16 protein-coding genes are annotated in these 16,651 nt (G+C 74.1%); 7 read left to right on the top strand and 9 right to left on the bottom strand.

Annotated features, from left to right (window positions below):
• The first annotated feature begins 13 nt into the window (after positions 1 to 13).
• The gene (locus PSR1_RS00970; RefSeq protein WP_059435778.1) at positions 14 to 322 is read left to right on the top strand and encodes a hypothetical protein; all 309 of its coding nucleotides are present in this window, start codon (positions 14 to 16) and stop codon (positions 320 to 322) included.
• Here the strand turns inward: PSR1_RS00970 and PSR1_RS00965 are convergent.
• Positions 216 to 1,295, bottom strand: a complete 1,080-nt coding sequence (locus PSR1_RS00965; RefSeq protein WP_059435777.1) for an alpha/beta hydrolase family protein — start codon at positions 1,293 to 1,295, stop codon at positions 216 to 218. The two genes, PSR1_RS00970 and PSR1_RS00965, sit on opposite strands and share 107 nt — an antisense overlap.
• A 145-nt stretch (positions 1,296 to 1,440) precedes the next feature.
• Positions 1,441 to 2,796 carry a response regulator gene (locus PSR1_RS00960; RefSeq protein WP_059435821.1) on the bottom strand — a complete coding sequence of 452 codons (1,356 nt, stop codon included), beginning with the start codon at positions 2,794 to 2,796 and terminating at the stop codon, positions 1,441 to 1,443.
• Positions 2,797 to 2,983: 187 nt separating this feature from the next.
• On the opposite strand from PSR1_RS00960, the gene PSR1_RS00955 reads away from it, so the two are divergent.
• Genes PSR1_RS00955 through PSR1_RS00935 form a run of 5 tightly spaced genes read left to right on the top strand, consistent with a single transcriptional unit; the run spans position 2,984 to position 7,738 of the window.
• Positions 2,984 to 4,198 carry an ABC transporter substrate-binding protein gene (locus PSR1_RS00955; protein ID WP_059435776.1) on the top strand — a complete coding sequence of 405 codons (1,215 nt, stop codon included), beginning with the start codon at positions 2,984 to 2,986 and terminating at the stop codon, positions 4,196 to 4,198.
• 27 nt (positions 4,199 to 4,225) lie between these two features.
• On the top strand, positions 4,226 to 5,158 hold the full coding sequence (locus tag PSR1_RS00950) for a branched-chain amino acid ABC transporter permease (RefSeq protein ID WP_059435775.1): 933 nt from the start codon (positions 4,226 to 4,228) through the stop codon (positions 5,156 to 5,158).
• A complete protein-coding gene (locus PSR1_RS00945; RefSeq protein WP_059435774.1) occupies positions 5,158 to 6,216 on the top strand; it encodes a branched-chain amino acid ABC transporter permease in 1,059 nt (352 codons plus the stop codon). Before PSR1_RS00950 ends, PSR1_RS00945 begins: the two co-directional genes overlap by 1 nt.
• Positions 6,213 to 7,025 carry an ABC transporter ATP-binding protein gene (locus PSR1_RS00940; RefSeq protein WP_059435773.1) on the top strand — a complete coding sequence of 271 codons (813 nt, stop codon included), beginning with the start codon at positions 6,213 to 6,215 and terminating at the stop codon, positions 7,023 to 7,025. The genes PSR1_RS00945 and PSR1_RS00940 overlap by 4 nt, the downstream gene beginning before the upstream one ends.
• On the top strand, positions 7,022 to 7,738 hold the full coding sequence (locus PSR1_RS00935) for an ABC transporter ATP-binding protein (RefSeq protein ID WP_059435772.1): 717 nt from the start codon (positions 7,022 to 7,024) through the stop codon (positions 7,736 to 7,738). Before PSR1_RS00940 ends, PSR1_RS00935 begins: the two co-directional genes overlap by 4 nt.
• Positions 7,739 to 7,843: 105 nt before the next feature.
• Here PSR1_RS00935 and PSR1_RS00930 read toward each other — a convergent pair whose 3' ends face one another.
• From PSR1_RS00930 to PSR1_RS00900, 7 genes are all read right to left on the bottom strand, one after another.
• Positions 7,844 to 8,866, bottom strand: coding sequence for an alpha/beta fold hydrolase (locus tag PSR1_RS00930; RefSeq protein WP_059435771.1), 1,023 nt, complete (start codon positions 8,864 to 8,866; stop codon positions 7,844 to 7,846).
• An 11-nt stretch (positions 8,867 to 8,877) separates the two neighbouring features.
• Positions 8,878 to 10,533 (bottom strand): hypothetical protein, encoded by a 1,656-nt coding sequence (locus tag PSR1_RS00925; RefSeq protein ID WP_059435770.1) that lies wholly within the window; start codon positions 10,531 to 10,533, stop codon positions 8,878 to 8,880.
• Positions 10,534 to 10,618: 85 nt separating this feature from the next.
• Positions 10,619 to 11,227 (bottom strand): hypothetical protein, encoded by a 609-nt coding sequence (locus PSR1_RS00920; RefSeq protein ID WP_059435769.1) that lies wholly within the window; start codon positions 11,225 to 11,227, stop codon positions 10,619 to 10,621.
• The gene (locus PSR1_RS00915; RefSeq protein ID WP_059435768.1) at positions 11,224 to 12,531 is read right to left on the bottom strand and encodes an MFS transporter; all 1,308 of its coding nucleotides are present in this window, start codon (positions 12,529 to 12,531) and stop codon (positions 11,224 to 11,226) included. Before PSR1_RS00915 ends, PSR1_RS00920 begins: the two co-directional genes overlap by 4 nt.
• On the bottom strand, positions 12,528 to 14,111 hold the full coding sequence (locus tag PSR1_RS00910) for a class I adenylate-forming enzyme family protein (protein WP_059435767.1): 1,584 nt from the start codon (positions 14,109 to 14,111) through the stop codon (positions 12,528 to 12,530). The genes PSR1_RS00915 and PSR1_RS00910 overlap by 4 nt, the downstream gene beginning before the upstream one ends.
• Positions 14,084 to 15,091 carry a 3-oxoacyl-ACP synthase III family protein gene (locus tag PSR1_RS00905; protein ID WP_059435820.1) on the bottom strand — a complete coding sequence of 336 codons (1,008 nt, stop codon included), beginning with the start codon at positions 15,089 to 15,091 and terminating at the stop codon, positions 14,084 to 14,086. The genes PSR1_RS00910 and PSR1_RS00905 overlap by 28 nt, the downstream gene beginning before the upstream one ends.
• Positions 15,088 to 15,747, bottom strand: coding sequence for a TetR/AcrR family transcriptional regulator (locus PSR1_RS00900; protein ID WP_082100075.1), 660 nt, complete (start codon positions 15,745 to 15,747; stop codon positions 15,088 to 15,090). The genes PSR1_RS00905 and PSR1_RS00900 overlap by 4 nt, the downstream gene beginning before the upstream one ends.
• 126 nt (positions 15,748 to 15,873) lie before the next feature.
• On the opposite strand from PSR1_RS00900, the gene PSR1_RS00895 reads away from it, so the two are divergent.
• Positions 15,874 to 16,620, top strand: coding sequence for an SDR family oxidoreductase (locus PSR1_RS00895; RefSeq protein WP_059435766.1), 747 nt, complete (start codon positions 15,874 to 15,876; stop codon positions 16,618 to 16,620).
• The last annotated feature ends 31 nt before the right edge of the window (positions 16,621 to 16,651 follow it).

The following is a 16,651-nucleotide window of genomic DNA, read 5'->3' as shown; positions in this document are numbered from 1 at the left end:
TTTCGTTCCTCGCGTGCCCGCGCCCACCGCCGCCTGCCCGAGCTGCCGCGCGCCGCTCACCGCCGACGAGATCCTCGACGCCGGCACGCTCGCCTTGCCCGACGCGCCGCTGCTCACGCTCCGCTGCCCGCGCTGCGAGGGCGACGCCTGGGCGCGGCTCGGCGAGGGGGCCATCGAGCTTGGCGCCGCGCCGGACGACGCGGCCCGCTTCGCGCCTACCGCAACCGCCCCGGCGCCCGGCCTCTCGGTCCGGCCCGCCGCGACCTGGCTCGACTGCTGGCACGCCGGCCGCTACCGGCGCTTCCCGGCGCGGCCGGGCTGACCTCGCGCTCCGCCGCCTCGAGCCGCAGGAACGCGTCCAGGATCGCCTCGCGCATCGCGCCCTGGTGGCGCAGCACCGCCGACACGTGTCCCGCCGGCAGCCAGCGCAGCTCGCAGCCCCAGTGCGCGGCGATGCGGGCCATCTCCGCCGGCGGCACCACGCCGTCCGCGGCGGTGCCCACCACGATGGCGGCGCCCGGCGCGACCGGCGGCGGCAGGGCGCACACCGAGAAGCGCGACAGGCCGGCGCACAGCTCCACCCGCGCCGCCTCGCGGTCCGCCGCGTCGCCCGCCAGCGCCGCCCAGTCCGGCACGTCGCGCAGCACGCCGGAGAGGAGCACCGAGTCCGGCGAGCAGGAGGGCGCGAGCGGCACGGTCGCGACCGGCCACGGCATCGAGGCGCCCACCATGGCCGCGAGCTGCCCGCCCATGCTGTAGCCGGTGACGCCCACCCGCGGCGCGCCCAGCGCCTCGCGCGCCCAGGCGAGGAGCGCGCGGCCCTCCTGGAAGGTGGCGGCGCCCATCAGGTAGAGGTCGGAGACCGAGCGCACCGCGTGGCGCGCCTGCCGCTCCGGGCGGCGCGCGCCGTAGAACGCGTTCTCGAGCACGATCGCGCCGATCCCGTGCGCGAGCAGCGGGGCGGCGAAGCGGAGCCGCATCGCGAACCCCTGGTCGCCCGAGGCGGCGAGGTGCACCGCCACCCCGCGCAGCGGGACCTCGGGCATGAGCACCTGGACGCGCGCGGCGCGGGCGCAGCCGGGGAGGCGCGACTCGGGGCTGCGGAAGGAGCCGTCGCGGAGCGTGCCGCCGTGCGCGGCCCGCGGCGGGCCCAGCGAGACGTCGACCCGGGCCGGGGCCCGCCGGGCGAGGGGCAGCGGCTGGAGCCTCTTCACCAGCCGCCGATCGCCCCAGCCGTCCGCGAAGAACCGCGGCCCGGCGGCGGTCAGCCCGAAGAGGACGTCGAGGACGTGCAAGTCTCGCTCCGCGTCAAAGGTGCGACCTGCGCGCACGGACGGGGAGCCGCTCCAATGGCCGTTCACCCTGAGCGTAGGCCGGGCCCAGCCCGGCCGGAGTCGAAGGGGCCTGAGCCTGTCCGAAGGCAGGCGGGCAGGCGCGGGGTCAGGCCCGGTCGAGGATCTGCAGCGCCACCAGGCCGTACAGGAACGCGTACACCACGTGCGCGGGCCGGTGCGCGAGGTGCACCAGCTCGGCGAGCGTGCGCGTGCCGTCCACCTTGGGCAGCAGCTCGGCCTCCCAGCGGTCGAGCTCCACCTCGTGCAGCCCGTAGGCGGGCTGCGTCGAGGGGATGAGGCGGTCCTCCGGGGCCAGCAGCCGGAAGAGCCGCTCGGGGCGGTACAGCTTCTTCACGCCCCGGCTGATGAGGCTGGCGGGTGGCAGCTCGATCCGCACCGCCTCCTGCGCGGCGCGGTCGGTGAAGTGCAGCCGGTACGCGCCCTCCTCCCAGGCGAACACCGAGTACGCGATCGATTTCACCTGCTGTGCGAGGTAGTAGAGCCGCTCGGTCTCCTGCAGCAGCCCCAGCTCGACCATGATCTCGCCGGTGCGCCGGCGGCTGCGCTCGGCCTCGGCGCGCACCTGCTCGAGCTGCGCGGACGAGAGCTTCCCCACCCGCACCAGGAACGCGCCGAAGCGGTCGGTGACGAGGTTGGAGATGGCGAAGCAGGGCCGGCCCGCGTCGAAGAAGATGGTCTTCTTCACCTTGCCCTTCTGCAGCGTGAGCGCGCCGGTCTGCTGGGCCAGGTGGAAGGCGGTGACGAGGTGCGGGAGGTTGTCCTCGAGGCGTCCCTCTGTGCGGGAGAGGTCCGGGACCGGCGTCGCCGACGGGCGCGGCGTGGGGACCGGCGCGCGCGGGCGGGGCGGCGGCACCACCGGCCCCGCGGTGACCGCCTCGCCGCGCAGCACCGCCGGGCCCTTCCCGTCCTCGGTCACCACCACCCGGCCGGTCAGCTCCATCGCGGCCACCGGCTCGTCCGACTCGACCGCCACCTCCACGTCGAAGTCGGGCTCGGGGGCGGCGGCCGCCCGCCGGACGGGCGGCGGCGTCGCGCCGGCCCGCGCCGGCATCGGCATCGGCGTGGGCGTGTCGCTCGGCGGCGGCAGGAGGGCGCGGAGCGCGTCCATGAGCTTGCGGGCGTCGAACGGCTTCTCGAAGTAGCCGGACGCGCCGTGCTGGGCGCTCGCCTCGGTGGCCGCCCGGCCGCCCTTGAAGACGCCGGTCATGAACACGAACGGCACCTTCGCGTTCCGGAGCGCGTGGGCGACGTCGTAGCCCATCATGTCGGGGAGCAGCACGTCCACCACCGCCGCGGCGGGCTTCACCGGCGCCAGCCGGTCGATGGCGGCGCGGCCCCGGTTCACGGTCACGGGGGTCCAGCCCTCCGACTCCACCAGGCGGGCGAGGAGCGTGAGCAGCTCCTGGTTGTCGTCCACCAGCAGGATCGTCGGCGCCGGCATCGCGTCGCGCACCATACCGGCGGGTCAGGCCGCCGATCAACGACCGCGTCATGTGAACACGGGACACACCAGGTATACCGACCGTCCGGTCAGCCCCGACCGGTGCGCCGTCCGGCGAGCGCAAACGTGGCCCAGGCCTCGGGCGTGTGCTAAAAAATCGTGCTTTCTCTGCCACTTCGGAGGCCTGATGCTGCGCTTCCCCCGCGCGCTGCCCCTCGTCGTCGCCGCCCTGGCCGTCCTCGCCTGCGAGAAGAAGAAGCCGGAGGGCGCCGCCGCCCCCGCGCCCGCCGGGGCCGGCGCGGTCGCGACGGGCGACCGGATCCTGCTCGGCCACGTCGGCTCGCTCACCGGCTCCGAGGCCACCTTCGGCGACTCGACGGACAAGGGCATCCAGCTCGCCATCGAGGAGGTCAACGCGAAGGGCGGCGTGAAGGGCAAGCCGCTCGCGCTCAAGACCTACGACAACCAGGGAAAGCCGGAGGAGTCCGCCATCGCGGCGACGCGCCTCGTGCTCCAGGACCGCGTGGCGGTGCTGCTCGGCGAGGTCGCCTCCACCCGCTCCCTCGCCATGGCGCCCATCGCCGACGCGAACCGCGTCCCGATGATCACGCCGTCGTCCACCAACCCGCGCGTCACCAAGGAGAACGGGAAGGTCCGCCCCTACGTGTTCCGCGTGTGCTTCATCGACCCGTTCCAGGGCACGGTGATGGCGAAGTTCGCGCGCGACCACCTGAAGATCTCGCGGGTGGCGGTGCTGCGCGACGTGGGCAACGACTACTCGATGGGCCTCGCCGACTTCTTCCTGGCGAAGTTCAAGGAGCTCGGCGGCACCATCGTGGACGACCAGAGCTACAAGGCCGGCGACCAGGACTTCAAGGCGCAGCTCACCAACATCAAGGGCAAGAACCCCGAGGCCATCTACGTCCCCGGCTACTACACCGACGTGGCGCTCATCGCGCGCCAGTCGCGCGAGCTGGGCATGAAGCAGCCGCTCATGGGCGGCGACGGCTGGGACTCGGCCCGCCTCTACGAGATCGGCGGCAAGGCGCTCGAGGGCTCCTACTTCTCGAACCACTACTCGCCCGAGGATCCCGCCCCGCGCATCCAGGACTTCGTGAAGCGCTACAAGGAGCGGTTCGGCGCGGTGCCCGACTCGCTCGCCGCCCAGGGCTACGACGCGGCCCGCATCGCCGCCGACGCCATGGGCCGGGCGAAGGACCTCTCCGGCGAGGCCATCCGCGACGCGCTCGCCGCGACGCGCGACTACCCCGGCGTCACCGGGGTCATCTCCATCGACGCCGACCACGACGCGGTGAAGCCCGCGGTGGTGCTGGAGATCAAGGGCAACGCCGGCCACTACGTCGCGACCGTGCAGCCGGACCAGCCGCAGGCCGCGAAGTAGCGGCCGGGCCGCGGAGACCGATCCTTAGTGACCGAGTTCCTGCAGCACCTCGTCAACGGCCTGTCGCTCGGGACCATCTACGCCCTCATCGCGCTGGGCTACACGATGGTCTACGGCGTCCTGAAGCTCATCAACTTCGCCCACGGCGACGTGTACATGGTGGGCGCGTTCGCCGGGTACTACCTCGGCAGCGTCACCGGCACCGACCGCGCGCCGGGGATGGTGGGCGCGGCGCTCGTCACCCTGGGTGCGATGGCGATCTGCGGCGCGCTCGGCTACCTCATCGAGCGCTTCGCCTACCGGCCGCTCCGCAACCGCGCCCGGCTCACCGCGCTCATCACCGCCATCGGCGTGTCGTTCCTGCTCGAGTACGGCTTCCAGCTCTCGCCCATGATCCGCTCGCCGGTGGAGTTCCCGCCCGGCCCGAGCCCGCGCTTCTTCCCGGCGCTCCTCGAGCTGGGCGAGCCGCTCACGTTCCTCGGCGTCACCGTGCCGCGCATCGACCTGCTCGGCCTGGCGGTGGCGCTCGTGCTCATGACCGGGCTGCAGCTCATCGTCTACCGGACCCGCTTCGGCATGGCCATGCGCGCCGCCTCCTTCGACCCGCAGGTCGCCGGCCTGATGGGCATCCCGGTGAACCGGATCATCTCCTGGACCTTCGTGCTGGGCAGCGCGCTCGCCGCCGCGGCCGGCATCATCAACGCCTCCTCGCGGCCCAAGATCGAGCCGCTGTTCGGCCTCATGAGCGGCCTGAAGGCGTTCGTGGCGGCGGTGCTCGGCGGCATCGGCTCGGTGCCCGGCGCGATGGTGGGCGGGCTCGTGCTCGGGCTCACCGAGGAGTACGTGGCGGGCTACACCAGCTCGCAGTACCGCGACGCCATCGCGTTCACCGTGCTCATCCTGGTGCTGCTGGTCCGGCCCGAGGGCCTGTTCGGGCGCGCCACGGTGGAGAAGGTCTAGTGGCGCGCGCCCGGGCCGTCCTCCGCTCCGTCCTGCCGTTCCTGGTGGGCCTGCCCATCCTGCTCGCCGTCCAGGCGCTCTCGCCGCCCGACTACACGCTCATCCTCGTGAACGTGGGCGTGAACGTGATCCTGGCGGTCTCGCTCAACGTGGTGAACGGCTTCACCGGGCAGTTCAGCCTGGGCCACGCCGGCTTCATGGCGGTGGGCGCGTACACCGCGGCCAAGATCACCCTCGCCTTCTCCGGCGTGCAGCTCGCCTTCCTGCCCGAGGCCGTCTCCGACCAGCTCGTGTTCGCGCTCGCGCTCGGGGCCTCGATGCTCACCGCGGCGGCGGCGGGCTTCCTGGTGGGCATGCCGTCCCTGCGCCTGCGCGGCGACTACCTCGCCATCGTCACCCTCGGCTTCGGCGAGATCATCCGCTCGCTCATCGAGAACATGAAGTTCCTGGGCCAGGCCACCGGCCTCTCCGGCCTGCCGCCGTACACCAACATCGCCTGGGTGGGCGTCTCCGCCATCGCCACGGTGGTGATGGCGCGGCGCCTCGCGGTCTCGACGCAGGGGCGCGCGCTGTTCGCCATCCGCGAGGACGAGGTGGCGGCCGAGGCCATGGGCGTGGACACCACCGGCTACAAGGTGCGCGCGTTCGTGATCTCGTCCGCGTACGCGGGCCTGGCCGGCGGGCTCATCGCGCACGCCATCCTGCTCACCACCCCGCGCATGTTCACGTTCGTGCGCTCGATCGAGGTGGTGGTGATGGTGGTGCTGGGCGGCCTCGGCTCCATCACCGGCTCGGTGGTGGCGGCGGTGGTGCTCACGGTGGCGCTGGAGGGGCTCCGCGAGTTCCAGCAGTACCGCATGGTCGCCTACGCGGCCGGGCTCATCGTGCTCATGCTGCTCCGCCCGCAGGGCATCTTCGGCACCCGCGAGCTGTGGGACCTGGCGCCGTTCCGCCGGCTGCCGCGGCCGCGCCCGTTCGGCGGGCGCGCCTCCACCGGCCCGGAGGGCGCCTCGCCCACCGCGGTGCGCGACGACTCCACCCACGGGGGCCGGCCGTGATCCCGCTCCACGTGAAGTCGGTCACCATGCGCTTCGGCGGCCTGAAGGCGCTCTCGTCCTTCAGCCTCTCGCTCGCGCCCGGCGAGCTGGTCGGGCTCATCGGGCCGAACGGCGCCGGCAAGACCACCGCCTTCAACGCCATCACCGGCGTGTACCGGCCGAGCGAGGGCGAGGTGGTGGTGGCCGGCGAGGTGGTGAACGGGCAGCGGCCCCACCAGATCTGCGCCCGCGGCATCGCCCGCACCTTCCAGAACATCCGCCTGTTCCGGGAGCTGTCGGCGCTCGACAACGTGCGCATCGCCTGCCACGCCGGCGCGCGCACCGGCTTCTTCGACGCGCTGCTGCTCACCGGCCGCCACCGCGAGGAGGAGGCCCGCATCCTGGAGCGCGCCGAGCGCTACCTCGAGGTGATGGGGCTCTCGCACCGCCGCGGCGAGATCGCCCGCAACCTCCCGTACGGCGAGCAGCGCCGGCTCGAGATCGCGCGCGCGCTCGCCACCGGGCCCAAGGTGCTGTGCCTGGACGAGCCCGCCGCGGGCATGAACGCGGCCGAGAAGCTCGAGCTCATGGCGCTCATCCGCGACCTCCGCGATCGCTTCGGCCTCGCCATCCTGGTGATCGAGCACGACATGCGGCTCGTGATGGGCGTCTCCGAGCGCGTGCTGGTGCTCGACCACGGCGTCACCATCGCCGAGGGGAAGCCGGAGGCGATCCGGAAGGACCCGAAGGTGATCGAGGCGTACCTGGGCGACGCGTACCTCGAGGAGAAGCACATCGAGCGGCCGGCCGGGCCGGGGGCGCACCCGTGAGCGGGCCCATCCTGCAGGTCGACGGGCTGCGGGTGCACTACGGCGCCATCGAGGCGCTGCGCGGCCTCTCGCTCGAGGTCCCGGACGGCCAGGTGGTGGCGCTCATCGGCGCGAACGGCGCGGGCAAGACCACCACGCTCCGCGCCGTCTCCCGCATGATCCGCGCCTCCGGCGGCGCGGTGCGCTTCCGCGGCGAGGACGTGACCCGGCTGCCCTCGCACGCGCTGGTGGCGCGCGGCATGGCCCACGCGCCCGAGGGGCGCGGCATCTTCCTCAACCTGACCGTGCGCGAGAACCTCGAGCTCGGCGCCTACCTGCGCCGCGACCGCGCCGGCATCCTGCGCGACGCCGAGCGCGCCTATGCGCTCTTCCCCATCCTGGCGGAGCGGCGCACGCAGGTGTGCGGCACGCTCTCCGGCGGCGAGCAGCAGATGCTGGCGGTGGCGCGCGCGCTCATGAGCAAGCCGCGCCTCATGCTGCTCGACGAGCCGTCGCTCGGGCTCGCGCCGCAGGTGGTGGAGAAGATCTTCACCGTGCTGCGCGAGGTGAACCGCGAGGGCGTGGCGCTCCTGCTCGTCGAGCAGAACGCGCACAAGGCGCTCCAGCTCGCCCACCGCGCCTACGTGCTCGAGACCGGCAACATCGTCATGCAGGGCACCGGCGCCGAGCTGCTCGCCTCGCCCGAGGTGCGGAAGGCGTACCTGGGGGAGTGAAGCGTTCGCTCATCCCGAGCGTAGCGCGGCCCCTCGGCCGCGCGGAGTCGAGGGACGCTCACCCCGAGCGTAGCCCGCCGCAGGCGGGCGGAGTCGAGGGGCCCTCTACTGCCCCACCCCCGCCAGGAAGCCCTTCACCGCCTCGCCGTACTCGCGCGGGCAGTCGAGCTGCACCGAGTGGCCGCAGCCGGCGAGGCCCACCAGCCGCGAGCCGGCGAGGCCGCGGTGGCCCACCTCGAACACCTCGCGCGGGAAGCCGCCGTGCAGGAACGGGTTCGGGATGAGCCGGTCCTGCTCCCCGAACACGATGAGCGCCGGCGCGGTCACCCGGCCCAGGCTCTGCCGCACGAAGTCGTTCCGCGCGAGCCCCTGCACGCTCCGCACCTGCGCGTACGCGTACTGGTCGAACGCCGCCGCGCGCGCCAGGCGCACCCGCTCCTCCACCAGCCAGCGCAGCTCGGGCCGGAAGCGGGCGAAGTTCGCCTGCGCCACCGTGCCCCAGATCCCGTACTCGGGGACGCTCTTCACGAGCGCGGTCGAGTAGGCCTGCTCGAACCAGGCCCGCTCGCGCGCGCTGAACGTCTCGAACCCCGCGGGCGAGGTGAGCACCAGCGCGCGCACGTCCTCGGGGTAGCGGATGGCCCAGGAGAGCGCCACCTGCGCGCCCATCGAGTGGCCGACCAGCACCGGCCGCTCCGCGCCGAGGCCGCGCGCGAGCTCGCGGGCAGCGTCGGCCATCGCCTCCATGGTGTACGGGAACGAGGCCGGCTTCTCCGACCGCCCGTAGCCGGGCAGGTCGAGCGCGACGACGTGCCAGCCGTCCGCGGCGAACGCGTCGAGCTGGAACCACCAGAACTTGAGGTAGCTGCCGAGCCCGTGGACGAAGAGCAGCGTCCCCTTCGGCCCGCCCTTGCCCAGCTCCACGTAGGCCACCTTCGGCGGCCGGGCCATCCCGTAGGCGCGCGCCGTCTCGGGCAGCTCGCGGGTGGCGACCGGCCAGGCCTTCCCGTCCGGCCCGGCGTAGGGGAGGTCCTGGAACTCGAGCGGCGGCCGGCCGGAGTAGCGCGGGGCGCAGGCCGCGAGGGCCACGGCCAGGGCGGCGGCGCCGAGCTGTCGTGCGAGGGTCATGGGCGCCTCCGCTAGAACGCGTACCAGGTGAAGGTGGTGTAGAGCGCGTACGGGTCCTTCTTCACGCGCGAGGTCTCGCCGTCGAACCAGTCGCCGCGGAACAGGTACCCGCCGTGCAGGCCGACCGTCATGAGGTAGCGGAACGTGTACTTCACCTCCGCGTTCACCTCGGTGCCGATGGTCTTGCCGCGCGCGGTGGCGCTGCCGGCGAACGCGGGCGGCGTCGCCCAGGAGCGCCCGTGCCCGGCGCCCAGCTTCACGTTCAGCTTGTTGGGCACCACGTCGTAGGCGGCGCTGCCCACCAGCGCCAGCATGCCCGAGCCCTGGTTGGAGAGATCGGTCACCGCGCCGCTGTAGTTGTTCACCGTGCTCGTGAACGGGAACAGCAGCAGCATGCGGTGGTTGAACCAGACCGCGCCGGGCAGGCCGTAGTAGTTGAGCGTGAACGGCCCGGTGTACTTCCCGTCGGTCGGGTTCGAGTCGCCGTTCGACACCACCGCCTCGAGCGTGGCGAGGTCGCCGGCGGTGCGGCCGTGGTTCCAGAGCAGCTCCGCGTCGGCGGCGAAGCCGCGCACGTCCACGCTCCGGTTGAGCGCCGTGTCGGGCCGCTGCGACTCGTAGCGGCCGGCGTTGTACATGAACCAGCCGGACGCGCCGAGGCGCCCGGCGCGGAAGTCGATGTTGTGGTGCGCGTTCACGCCGGCCCAGGCCACGCGCCCGTTGGCGCGCTCGATCTGGAACGGCTGCGTGCCGGTGAACGCCGACAGGCCGCCCGAGCCGGGGCCGGCCCGCACCAGCCCCTCGTACGCGTAGGCGTCGCCCTTGGTGGTGTCGTCGAGGTACCAGAGCGAGGCGCCGAGCCAGGTGCCGGGCGCGAGCTCGACCTGGTGATCGGCCATGGCGATCCAGGTGAACGCGAGCCTGGGATCGTCGCGGGTCGCCTTGTCCGGCTGGGCCGAGTCGAGCGGGAACCAGGACAGGCGGCTGCGGCCGCGCTTCGCCTGGAACAGCTGGATGCCGGTGGCGTCGCTGCCGGCGAACGCGAGCTTGTAGCCGGTGCGCACCACGTCGGCGAGGCCGGTGCGGGTGGGGTCGAGCGGGGTGTCGTAGAGCGGCTGCGTGCCGAGGAGCACGGTGAGGACGTCGGGGTCCTTCCACGGGTAGATCGCGACGTTCACGTTCTTGGTCTGGACGTTCACCTGGTCGGCGTTGAGGCCGCCGCCCTCGTTCGGCTGCACCGTGTTGGCGGCGCGGCCCCACACGTAGTCCACCTCGATCTGCGCGCGGAACGCGGCGCGGCCGTCGAGGAAGTTGGGCGTGAACTCGACCACCGGGATCCAGCGCTGCTCCACCCACGCGCCCGCGCCGGTGGCGCCGGCGTACACCGCGCTGCCGGCGAACTGGCCGTAGGGGCCGAGCGAGACGCCCTTCAGGCCGGAGGGGTCGCCGAGCGCGTTCGTGAAGGTGGCGCGGGTGAGGAAGTAGTTGATGAGCCGGAACTGCTGCGGCGGCGCGTCGTGCTCGCGCGCGTGCTGGTCGTACCAGTCCGGGAAGTAGAGCCCGGGGACCGCCGGCGACTGGGCCGCGCCGGCGCAGGGCAGGAGCGCGAGCAGGCCGGCGGCGAGCGCGGCGAGATGGCCGGGCGGGGTGCGGGAGGGCGACGCCATGTGGAGGCCTCCGGGCGGGAGAGCGGGTGCGCGCTTCGTGACGGGGCAGGCCGGGCGCACCGCGCGCCCGGCCCGGATCGCCGCGCTACTGGAGCCGGTAGACCTGCTGCGCGTTGCCGGTGAACGCGGCGCCGTTGAGCGTGACGGAGGACGCGCCCACCGCGCCGTTCGCGCAGCGGTGGCCGGTGGCCTGGCCGGAGAAGAACAGCTCGAGCGTCATGGTGCGCCCGTCGGCGCTGAACTTGCCGCGGCCCTCCTGCGCGAAGCCGGTGTACGTCACGGTGATGTCGAAGCACGCGCCGCCCGCGGCGACGTTCTCGATCAGCACCGCGTTCGAGTTGAACGCCGGCAGCGTGGCGAGCACGGTGGTGCGATCGCAGTCGCCCGTGTCGCCGGCATTGGGCGCGCCGGTCAGCGTGCCGAGCGCGCTCACCGTGGTCCAGGTGGAGGCCGCCATCGACAGCGTGACGCGGTTGTAGCACTGCGTGGCGGCGCCGTAGTTCACGTCCTCGCTGTAGCCGTTCGGGTAGGTGGGGATGTCATTGCCGGTCATCACCCAGCGCTTGCCGTCGAGGTAGGTGCCGATGGCGGTGGCGGTGTCGAGGGTCGGTCCGGAGGGCGGGTCGCTGTCGGAGCCTCCGCAGGCGGCGAGGGCGAGGGCGGCGAGGGCTGCGATGGCGATGCGCTTCGTCATGGCGTGCTCCTTTCGTTCGTCTGCGGCTGCGGTGGGGCCGGCCGGCGGGCCGGCGGTCTCGGGGCGCCGCGTGCGGCGGCGAGCGCCTCCGGAGGGAGGACGTTCCTCGGGCGGAGGAACAGGATCGCGAGCGTGAGCAGCGCGGCGGCGGCCACCGTGCCGGCGAGCGCGCGGGAGAGCGGCATGCGCCCGTCGGCGGCCAGCGTCGCCACCAGCGCCGGGGTGGCGGCGGCGAGCAGCGCGCCCACGTGGTAGACGATGCCCACGCTGCGCGCCCGCACCGCCGGCGGGAACAGGATCGTGAGCAGCACCGGCGTGACCCCGGAGATGCCGGCGCCGAGCGCCCCGGCGCCGAGCGCGCCCAGCCACAGCAGCGAAGGCGCGGCGCCCACGTACAGCGGCAGCACCGGGAGCAGCAGCACCACCGGCGCCGCGAGGGCCCAGAGGACGCCGTACCGGGTCGCGATCGCGCCGCAGGCGATGGCGCCCGCCATCATCCCGCCGTTGAAGAGGATCACCAGCCAGGCCACCGCGCCCGGCGCGAGCCCCAGCTCCGCCTGGAGCAGCGTGGGCCACAGGCCGGTGAGGCCGTAGTAGATCGCGAAGCAGACCCCCCACAGCACGCTCGCCCAGCCGATGCGGCCGAGCACGCCCGCGGCGAGCAGCTCGCGCCCGGAGATCCGGGGCGCCGCGTCCCGGGCCCTCCGCCAGTCCGGGCTCTCCGGCACGAACGCGCGGATGGGCAGCACCAGCAGCGCGGGGAGCGCGGCCAGCAGGAACAGGGCGCGCCAGCCGAACGCCGGGACCACCGTCGCGGCGGCCACCGCGGCGAGCATGTAGCCGATGGCCCAGCTGCCCTGCAGGATCCCGGAGGCGATGCCGCGGCTGCGCTCCGGCCAGTTCTCCATGGCGAGCGTGGCGCCGCTGGTCCACTCGGCGCCCATCCCGAACCCGAACAGCGTGCGGAACACGAGCACCCAGCCGAAGGACGGCGCGAAGGCCACCGCCCCGTCGCAGACCGCGAACCACACGATGGAGATCATGAGCGGGAGCTTCCGGCCCGCCCGATCCGCGAGCCAGCCGGCGCCGTACCCGCCTGCGAGCCGGAACAGCAGCGTGAGCGTGATGCTCCACGCGGTCGCGGCGTAGGTGACGCCGAACTCCCGGGCGATGGCCGGCATCACCAGCAGGAACACGGTGAAGTCGAAGCCGTCCAGCACCCAGCCCAGCCAGGCGGCCAGGAAGGAGATCCACTGCGGGCGGGTGGGCTCGCGCCACCAGGGCTGCGCGGCGGCGGCGCTCACGGCGAGCCCTCCGCCTGCGCGGCCTCGGCGGCCAGCCGGCGCAGCTCGGTCTTCAGCACCTTCCCGGCCGCGGTGAGCGGCATGGCGTCGAGCCGGGTGAGCCGCTTCGGGACCTTGTAGCGGGCGAGCCGCTCGCGCAGGTGCGCGAGCAGCGCCTCGGGCCCGGCGCTCCCGCCCGGCGCGAGCACCACGAACGCGTGGCCCACCTCGCCCCAGCGCGCGTCGGGCACGCCCACCACCGCGGCGAGCGCGACCTCGGGGTGCTCGAGCAGCGCCGCCTCGATCTCCAGCGGGTAGACGTTCTCGCCGCCGGAGATGAACATGTCCTTGCGCCGCCCGACCACGAAGTGGAAGCCCTCCGCGTCGCGCCGCGCGAGGTCGCCGGTGTGGAGCCAGCCCTGCGGGTCGATGGCCTCGGCGGTGGCCTGCGGGTCGCGGAAGTAGCCGTCGCAGCAGGCGGGGCCGCGCAGCCACAGCTCGCCCACCACCCCGGGCGCGACCTCGCGCCCGCCCTCGTCCACCAGGCGCGCCTCCACGAACTGGTTGGGCCGGCCCACCGAGCCCGCCTTCCGCGCCGCGTCGGCCGGCTCCATCGAGAAGATGCCCGGGCCGAACTCGGTCATGCCGAAGCCCTGCTTGAACGGCACCCGGTGCACGCGCTGCCAGGCCTCCAGCAGCGGAACGGGCAGCGCCGCGCCGCCGCTGGTGAGGAAGCGCAGGCCGGAGAGGTCGGCCGACGCGAAGCCGGGCGCCTCGAGGAGCTGCTGGTACTGGGTGGGCACCGCGAAGAAGAAGGTGGCCCGCTCCTCGGCGAGCAGCCGCAGGCCCTCGGCGGCGTCCCAGCGGCGCAGCACCACCACCCGGCCGCCCACCGTGAGGAGCGGCAGCGTGTACACGAACAGCCCGCCGGTGTGGAACATGGGGGTGTGCGTGAGGGTGACGTCGCCGGGCCGCAGCTCGTGGACCAGCGTGGTGAAGGTGTTCCAGGCCACCTGGCGGTAGGTGATGCGCGCCGCCTTGGGCGTGCCGGTGGTCCCGCCGGTGAAGAGGAGCGCCAGCACCTCGCGCTCGTCGAACGGCCGGTCCGGGATCGGCGACGCGTCGCCGGCCTGGATCGCGGCGTACGGGGTCGAGCCGGGGAGCCCGTCGCCCTCCAGGTGCACCAGGCGCGCGCCCCCGAGCGCGGCGGGATCGACGAGGTGGGCGAGCTCGGCGGAGTGGAGCAGCACCTCCGGCTCGGTGCGCCGCACGCAGCCCGCCAGCTCGGCCCGGTGGAGCCGCCAGTTGTACGGGACCAGGATGGAGCCGAGCTTGGCGCAGGCGAACAGCGCGTCGAGCGGCTCGACGCCGTTCAGCGCCAGCAGGCCCACCCGGTTCCCGGGCTGGACCCCGGCGGCGGAGAGCCAGCGCGCGAGCCGGCACGCGCGCGCCTCGAGGTCGCGGTAGGTGAAGCGGCCCGCCGCCCCCTTCGCGACGTCCACGACCGCCACCCGGTCCGGCCAGTAGTGCGCTCCGCGCGCGGTCCAGTCGCCGAAGTACACGTGCGAGGTCCTCAGGGTGAGGCGGCCGCGGCGGTCCATCGGACGAGCGCCGCCGCCATGGCGAGCCCGCCGCCGGAGGCGACCAGCGCCACCAGGTCGCCGGGCCGGAGCTTCCCGGCCTGGGCGGCGTCGTCGAGCGTCATGGGGATGCAGGCCGACCCGGTGTAGCCCCAGCGCTCCATGGTGCAGTGGGTCCGCGACATGGGCTGGCCCAGCGCGGCCATGGTGGCCTCGATGGTGCGGAGGTTGAGCTGGGTGAACACGTACAGCGCCACGTCCTCGCGGCGGACGCGGGCGCGCGCCAGCACCGCGTCCACCAGTGGCGGCCAGCGGTCGGTGTTGAAGGTGGCCGGGAACTTGCGGACGAAGCGCACGAACGGCTGGCCGTGCGCGGCGACCCACTCCGGCGTGGCCGGCTGGAGCGTGCCGCCCTGGTAGATCCCGAGCGCGTCGTGGTACTCGCCGGCCGCGTCGAGCTTCGCGCCCAGGAAGCCGGGCGCGTCGCCGGCCCCGAGCAGCACCGCGCCGGCCCCGTCCGCGAACAGCGTGCAGGTGCGCTTGTCCGACGGATCCACGTGGCGGCTCATCCCGTACGCGCCGACCACCAGCACGTGACGGTACGCCTCGTCGGCCGCGAGGGTCTTCGCGGCGACGTCGAGCGCGGTGACGAAGCCGGCGCAGGCGCAGTTGAGGTCGTACCCGCCGGCGCGCGACGCGCCGAGCTTGTGCAGCAGCACCGAGGCGGTGGCCGGGCTGGGCTGGTCGGGCGTGTCGGTGGCCACGATGACGAGGTCGAGGTCGGCGGCGGACAGCCCGGCGCGCGAGAGCGCCTGGCGGGCGGCCTCGGCGGCGAGGTCGCTCGTGACCTGGTCCGGCGCCATCACCCGCCGCTCGCGGATGCCCACGTTCTCGCGGAGCCACTCGTCCACCGGCTCGCCGAGGCGCGCCTCCAGCTCGGCGTTCGTGACCACGCGCGCCGGGACGCAGCGCCCGGTGGAGAGGATGCGGGCCGACCTCACGCCTTCCTCCCGGCGCGGCCGGACCGGCTCCGCCGCGCGCGGGCGGCGGGCGGGACGGCCGCCATGCCGCCGCGGATGAAGTCCACCGCCGCCTCGAGCGCGGCCTCGGCCTGGCGCCCGCGGCCCCACAGCACGTAGCGCATGCCCAGGAAGTCGGCCATGCCCATGAGCGCGTAGGCGAGCGCCTCCGGGTCCAGGCGGCGCAGCTCGCCGGCCGCCTGCGCGCGCTCCAGCGCCCGGGCGTAGGGCTCGGCGAAGCTGCGGTAGTAGCGGCGGAAGCACTCCTGGTCGATGAACTCGGCCTGCCGCACCACCCGGTAGAGCAGCCGGTGCCGGCTCACGAAGCGGAAGAAGGCGTCGAACCCGGCGCGCTCGACCGCCAGCCGGTCGCCGGTGCCCGCCGCCGCGATCCCCTCGGCGAGCGCCTCGCGGAGCCGCGCGCCCAGGCCGTCCACCACCTCCACGAACAGCGCCCGCTTGTCGGCGAAGTACACGTAGAACGTGCCCAGCGCCACGCCGGCCTGGCGGGTGATGTCCGAGATGGACGCCGCCTCGAAGCCCTTCTCGCCGAACACGACCTCGGCCGCCTCGACCAGCTTCCGGCGGGTGCGCAGGCCGCGCGCGGTGGCGGGCAGTGAAGTTGAAGGTTGATTCATGTTTCATCCCGGAGCTTGTCCGGCCCGCGGTGGCGAAGTAAAGCCGGGTGCCCATCAGGGAGCGAGCGCGCCGCGCCGCGGCACGGCTACCGTCTCGGCTCACGGCCTGCGCCGGAGGAGGGAAACGTGGAGCTTCGCGACCTGAAGGTGATCGTGACCGGCGCGGCCCAGGGGATGGGCGCGCACTTCGCCCGGCGGCTCGCCGAGGCCGGCGCCAAGGTGGCCGCCGGCGACGTGAACGAGGCGGGCCTCGCCGCGCTGCCCGAGGGCGTCCACCGGCGCCGGCTCGACGTGACCAGCCCGGACGACGCGCGGGCGTTCGTGGCCTGGGCGGCCGGCGCGATGGGCGGGCTGAACGCGCTCGTCAACAACGCCGGGATCATCCGCGACGGCCTGCTCGTGCGCCGCGATCGCGCGAGCGGCGAGGTGACGACCCTCTCCGAGGCCGACTGGGACGCGGTGATCGCGGTGAACCTCACCGGCGCGACGCGCATGGTGCGCGAGGCGGTGGCGGCGATGGCCCGGGCCGGCACCCGGCCCGGCGTGGTGGTGAACCTCTCCTCGGTGGCGCGGCACGGCAACCGCGGCCAGTCGAACTACGTCGCCGCGAAGGCCTCGCTCGCGGCGAACACGGTCACCTGGGCGCGCGAGTTCGCGCCGCTCGGCGTCCGGGTGGGCGCGGTGGCGCCCGGGATGATCGAGACGCCCATGACGAAGGGCATGAACCAGAAGGCGCGCGACGCGCTGGTGGCGGCGGTGCCGGTGGGGCGCATCGGCGAGCCGGAGGACATCTGGAAGGCCGTCCGGTTCGTCATCGAGTGCGACTACTTCGACGGGCGCACCGTGGACGTGGACGGCGGCCTGGTGATGTGAGGCCGCGGCCGCTCACGGCGCCGCCGCCACC

The organism is Anaeromyxobacter sp. PSR-1, assembly GCF_000964525.1.
Lineage (GTDB): Bacteria > Myxococcota > Myxococcia > Myxococcales > Anaeromyxobacteraceae > Anaeromyxobacter.
This window is presented reverse-complemented; position numbering and strand designations above follow the sequence as displayed.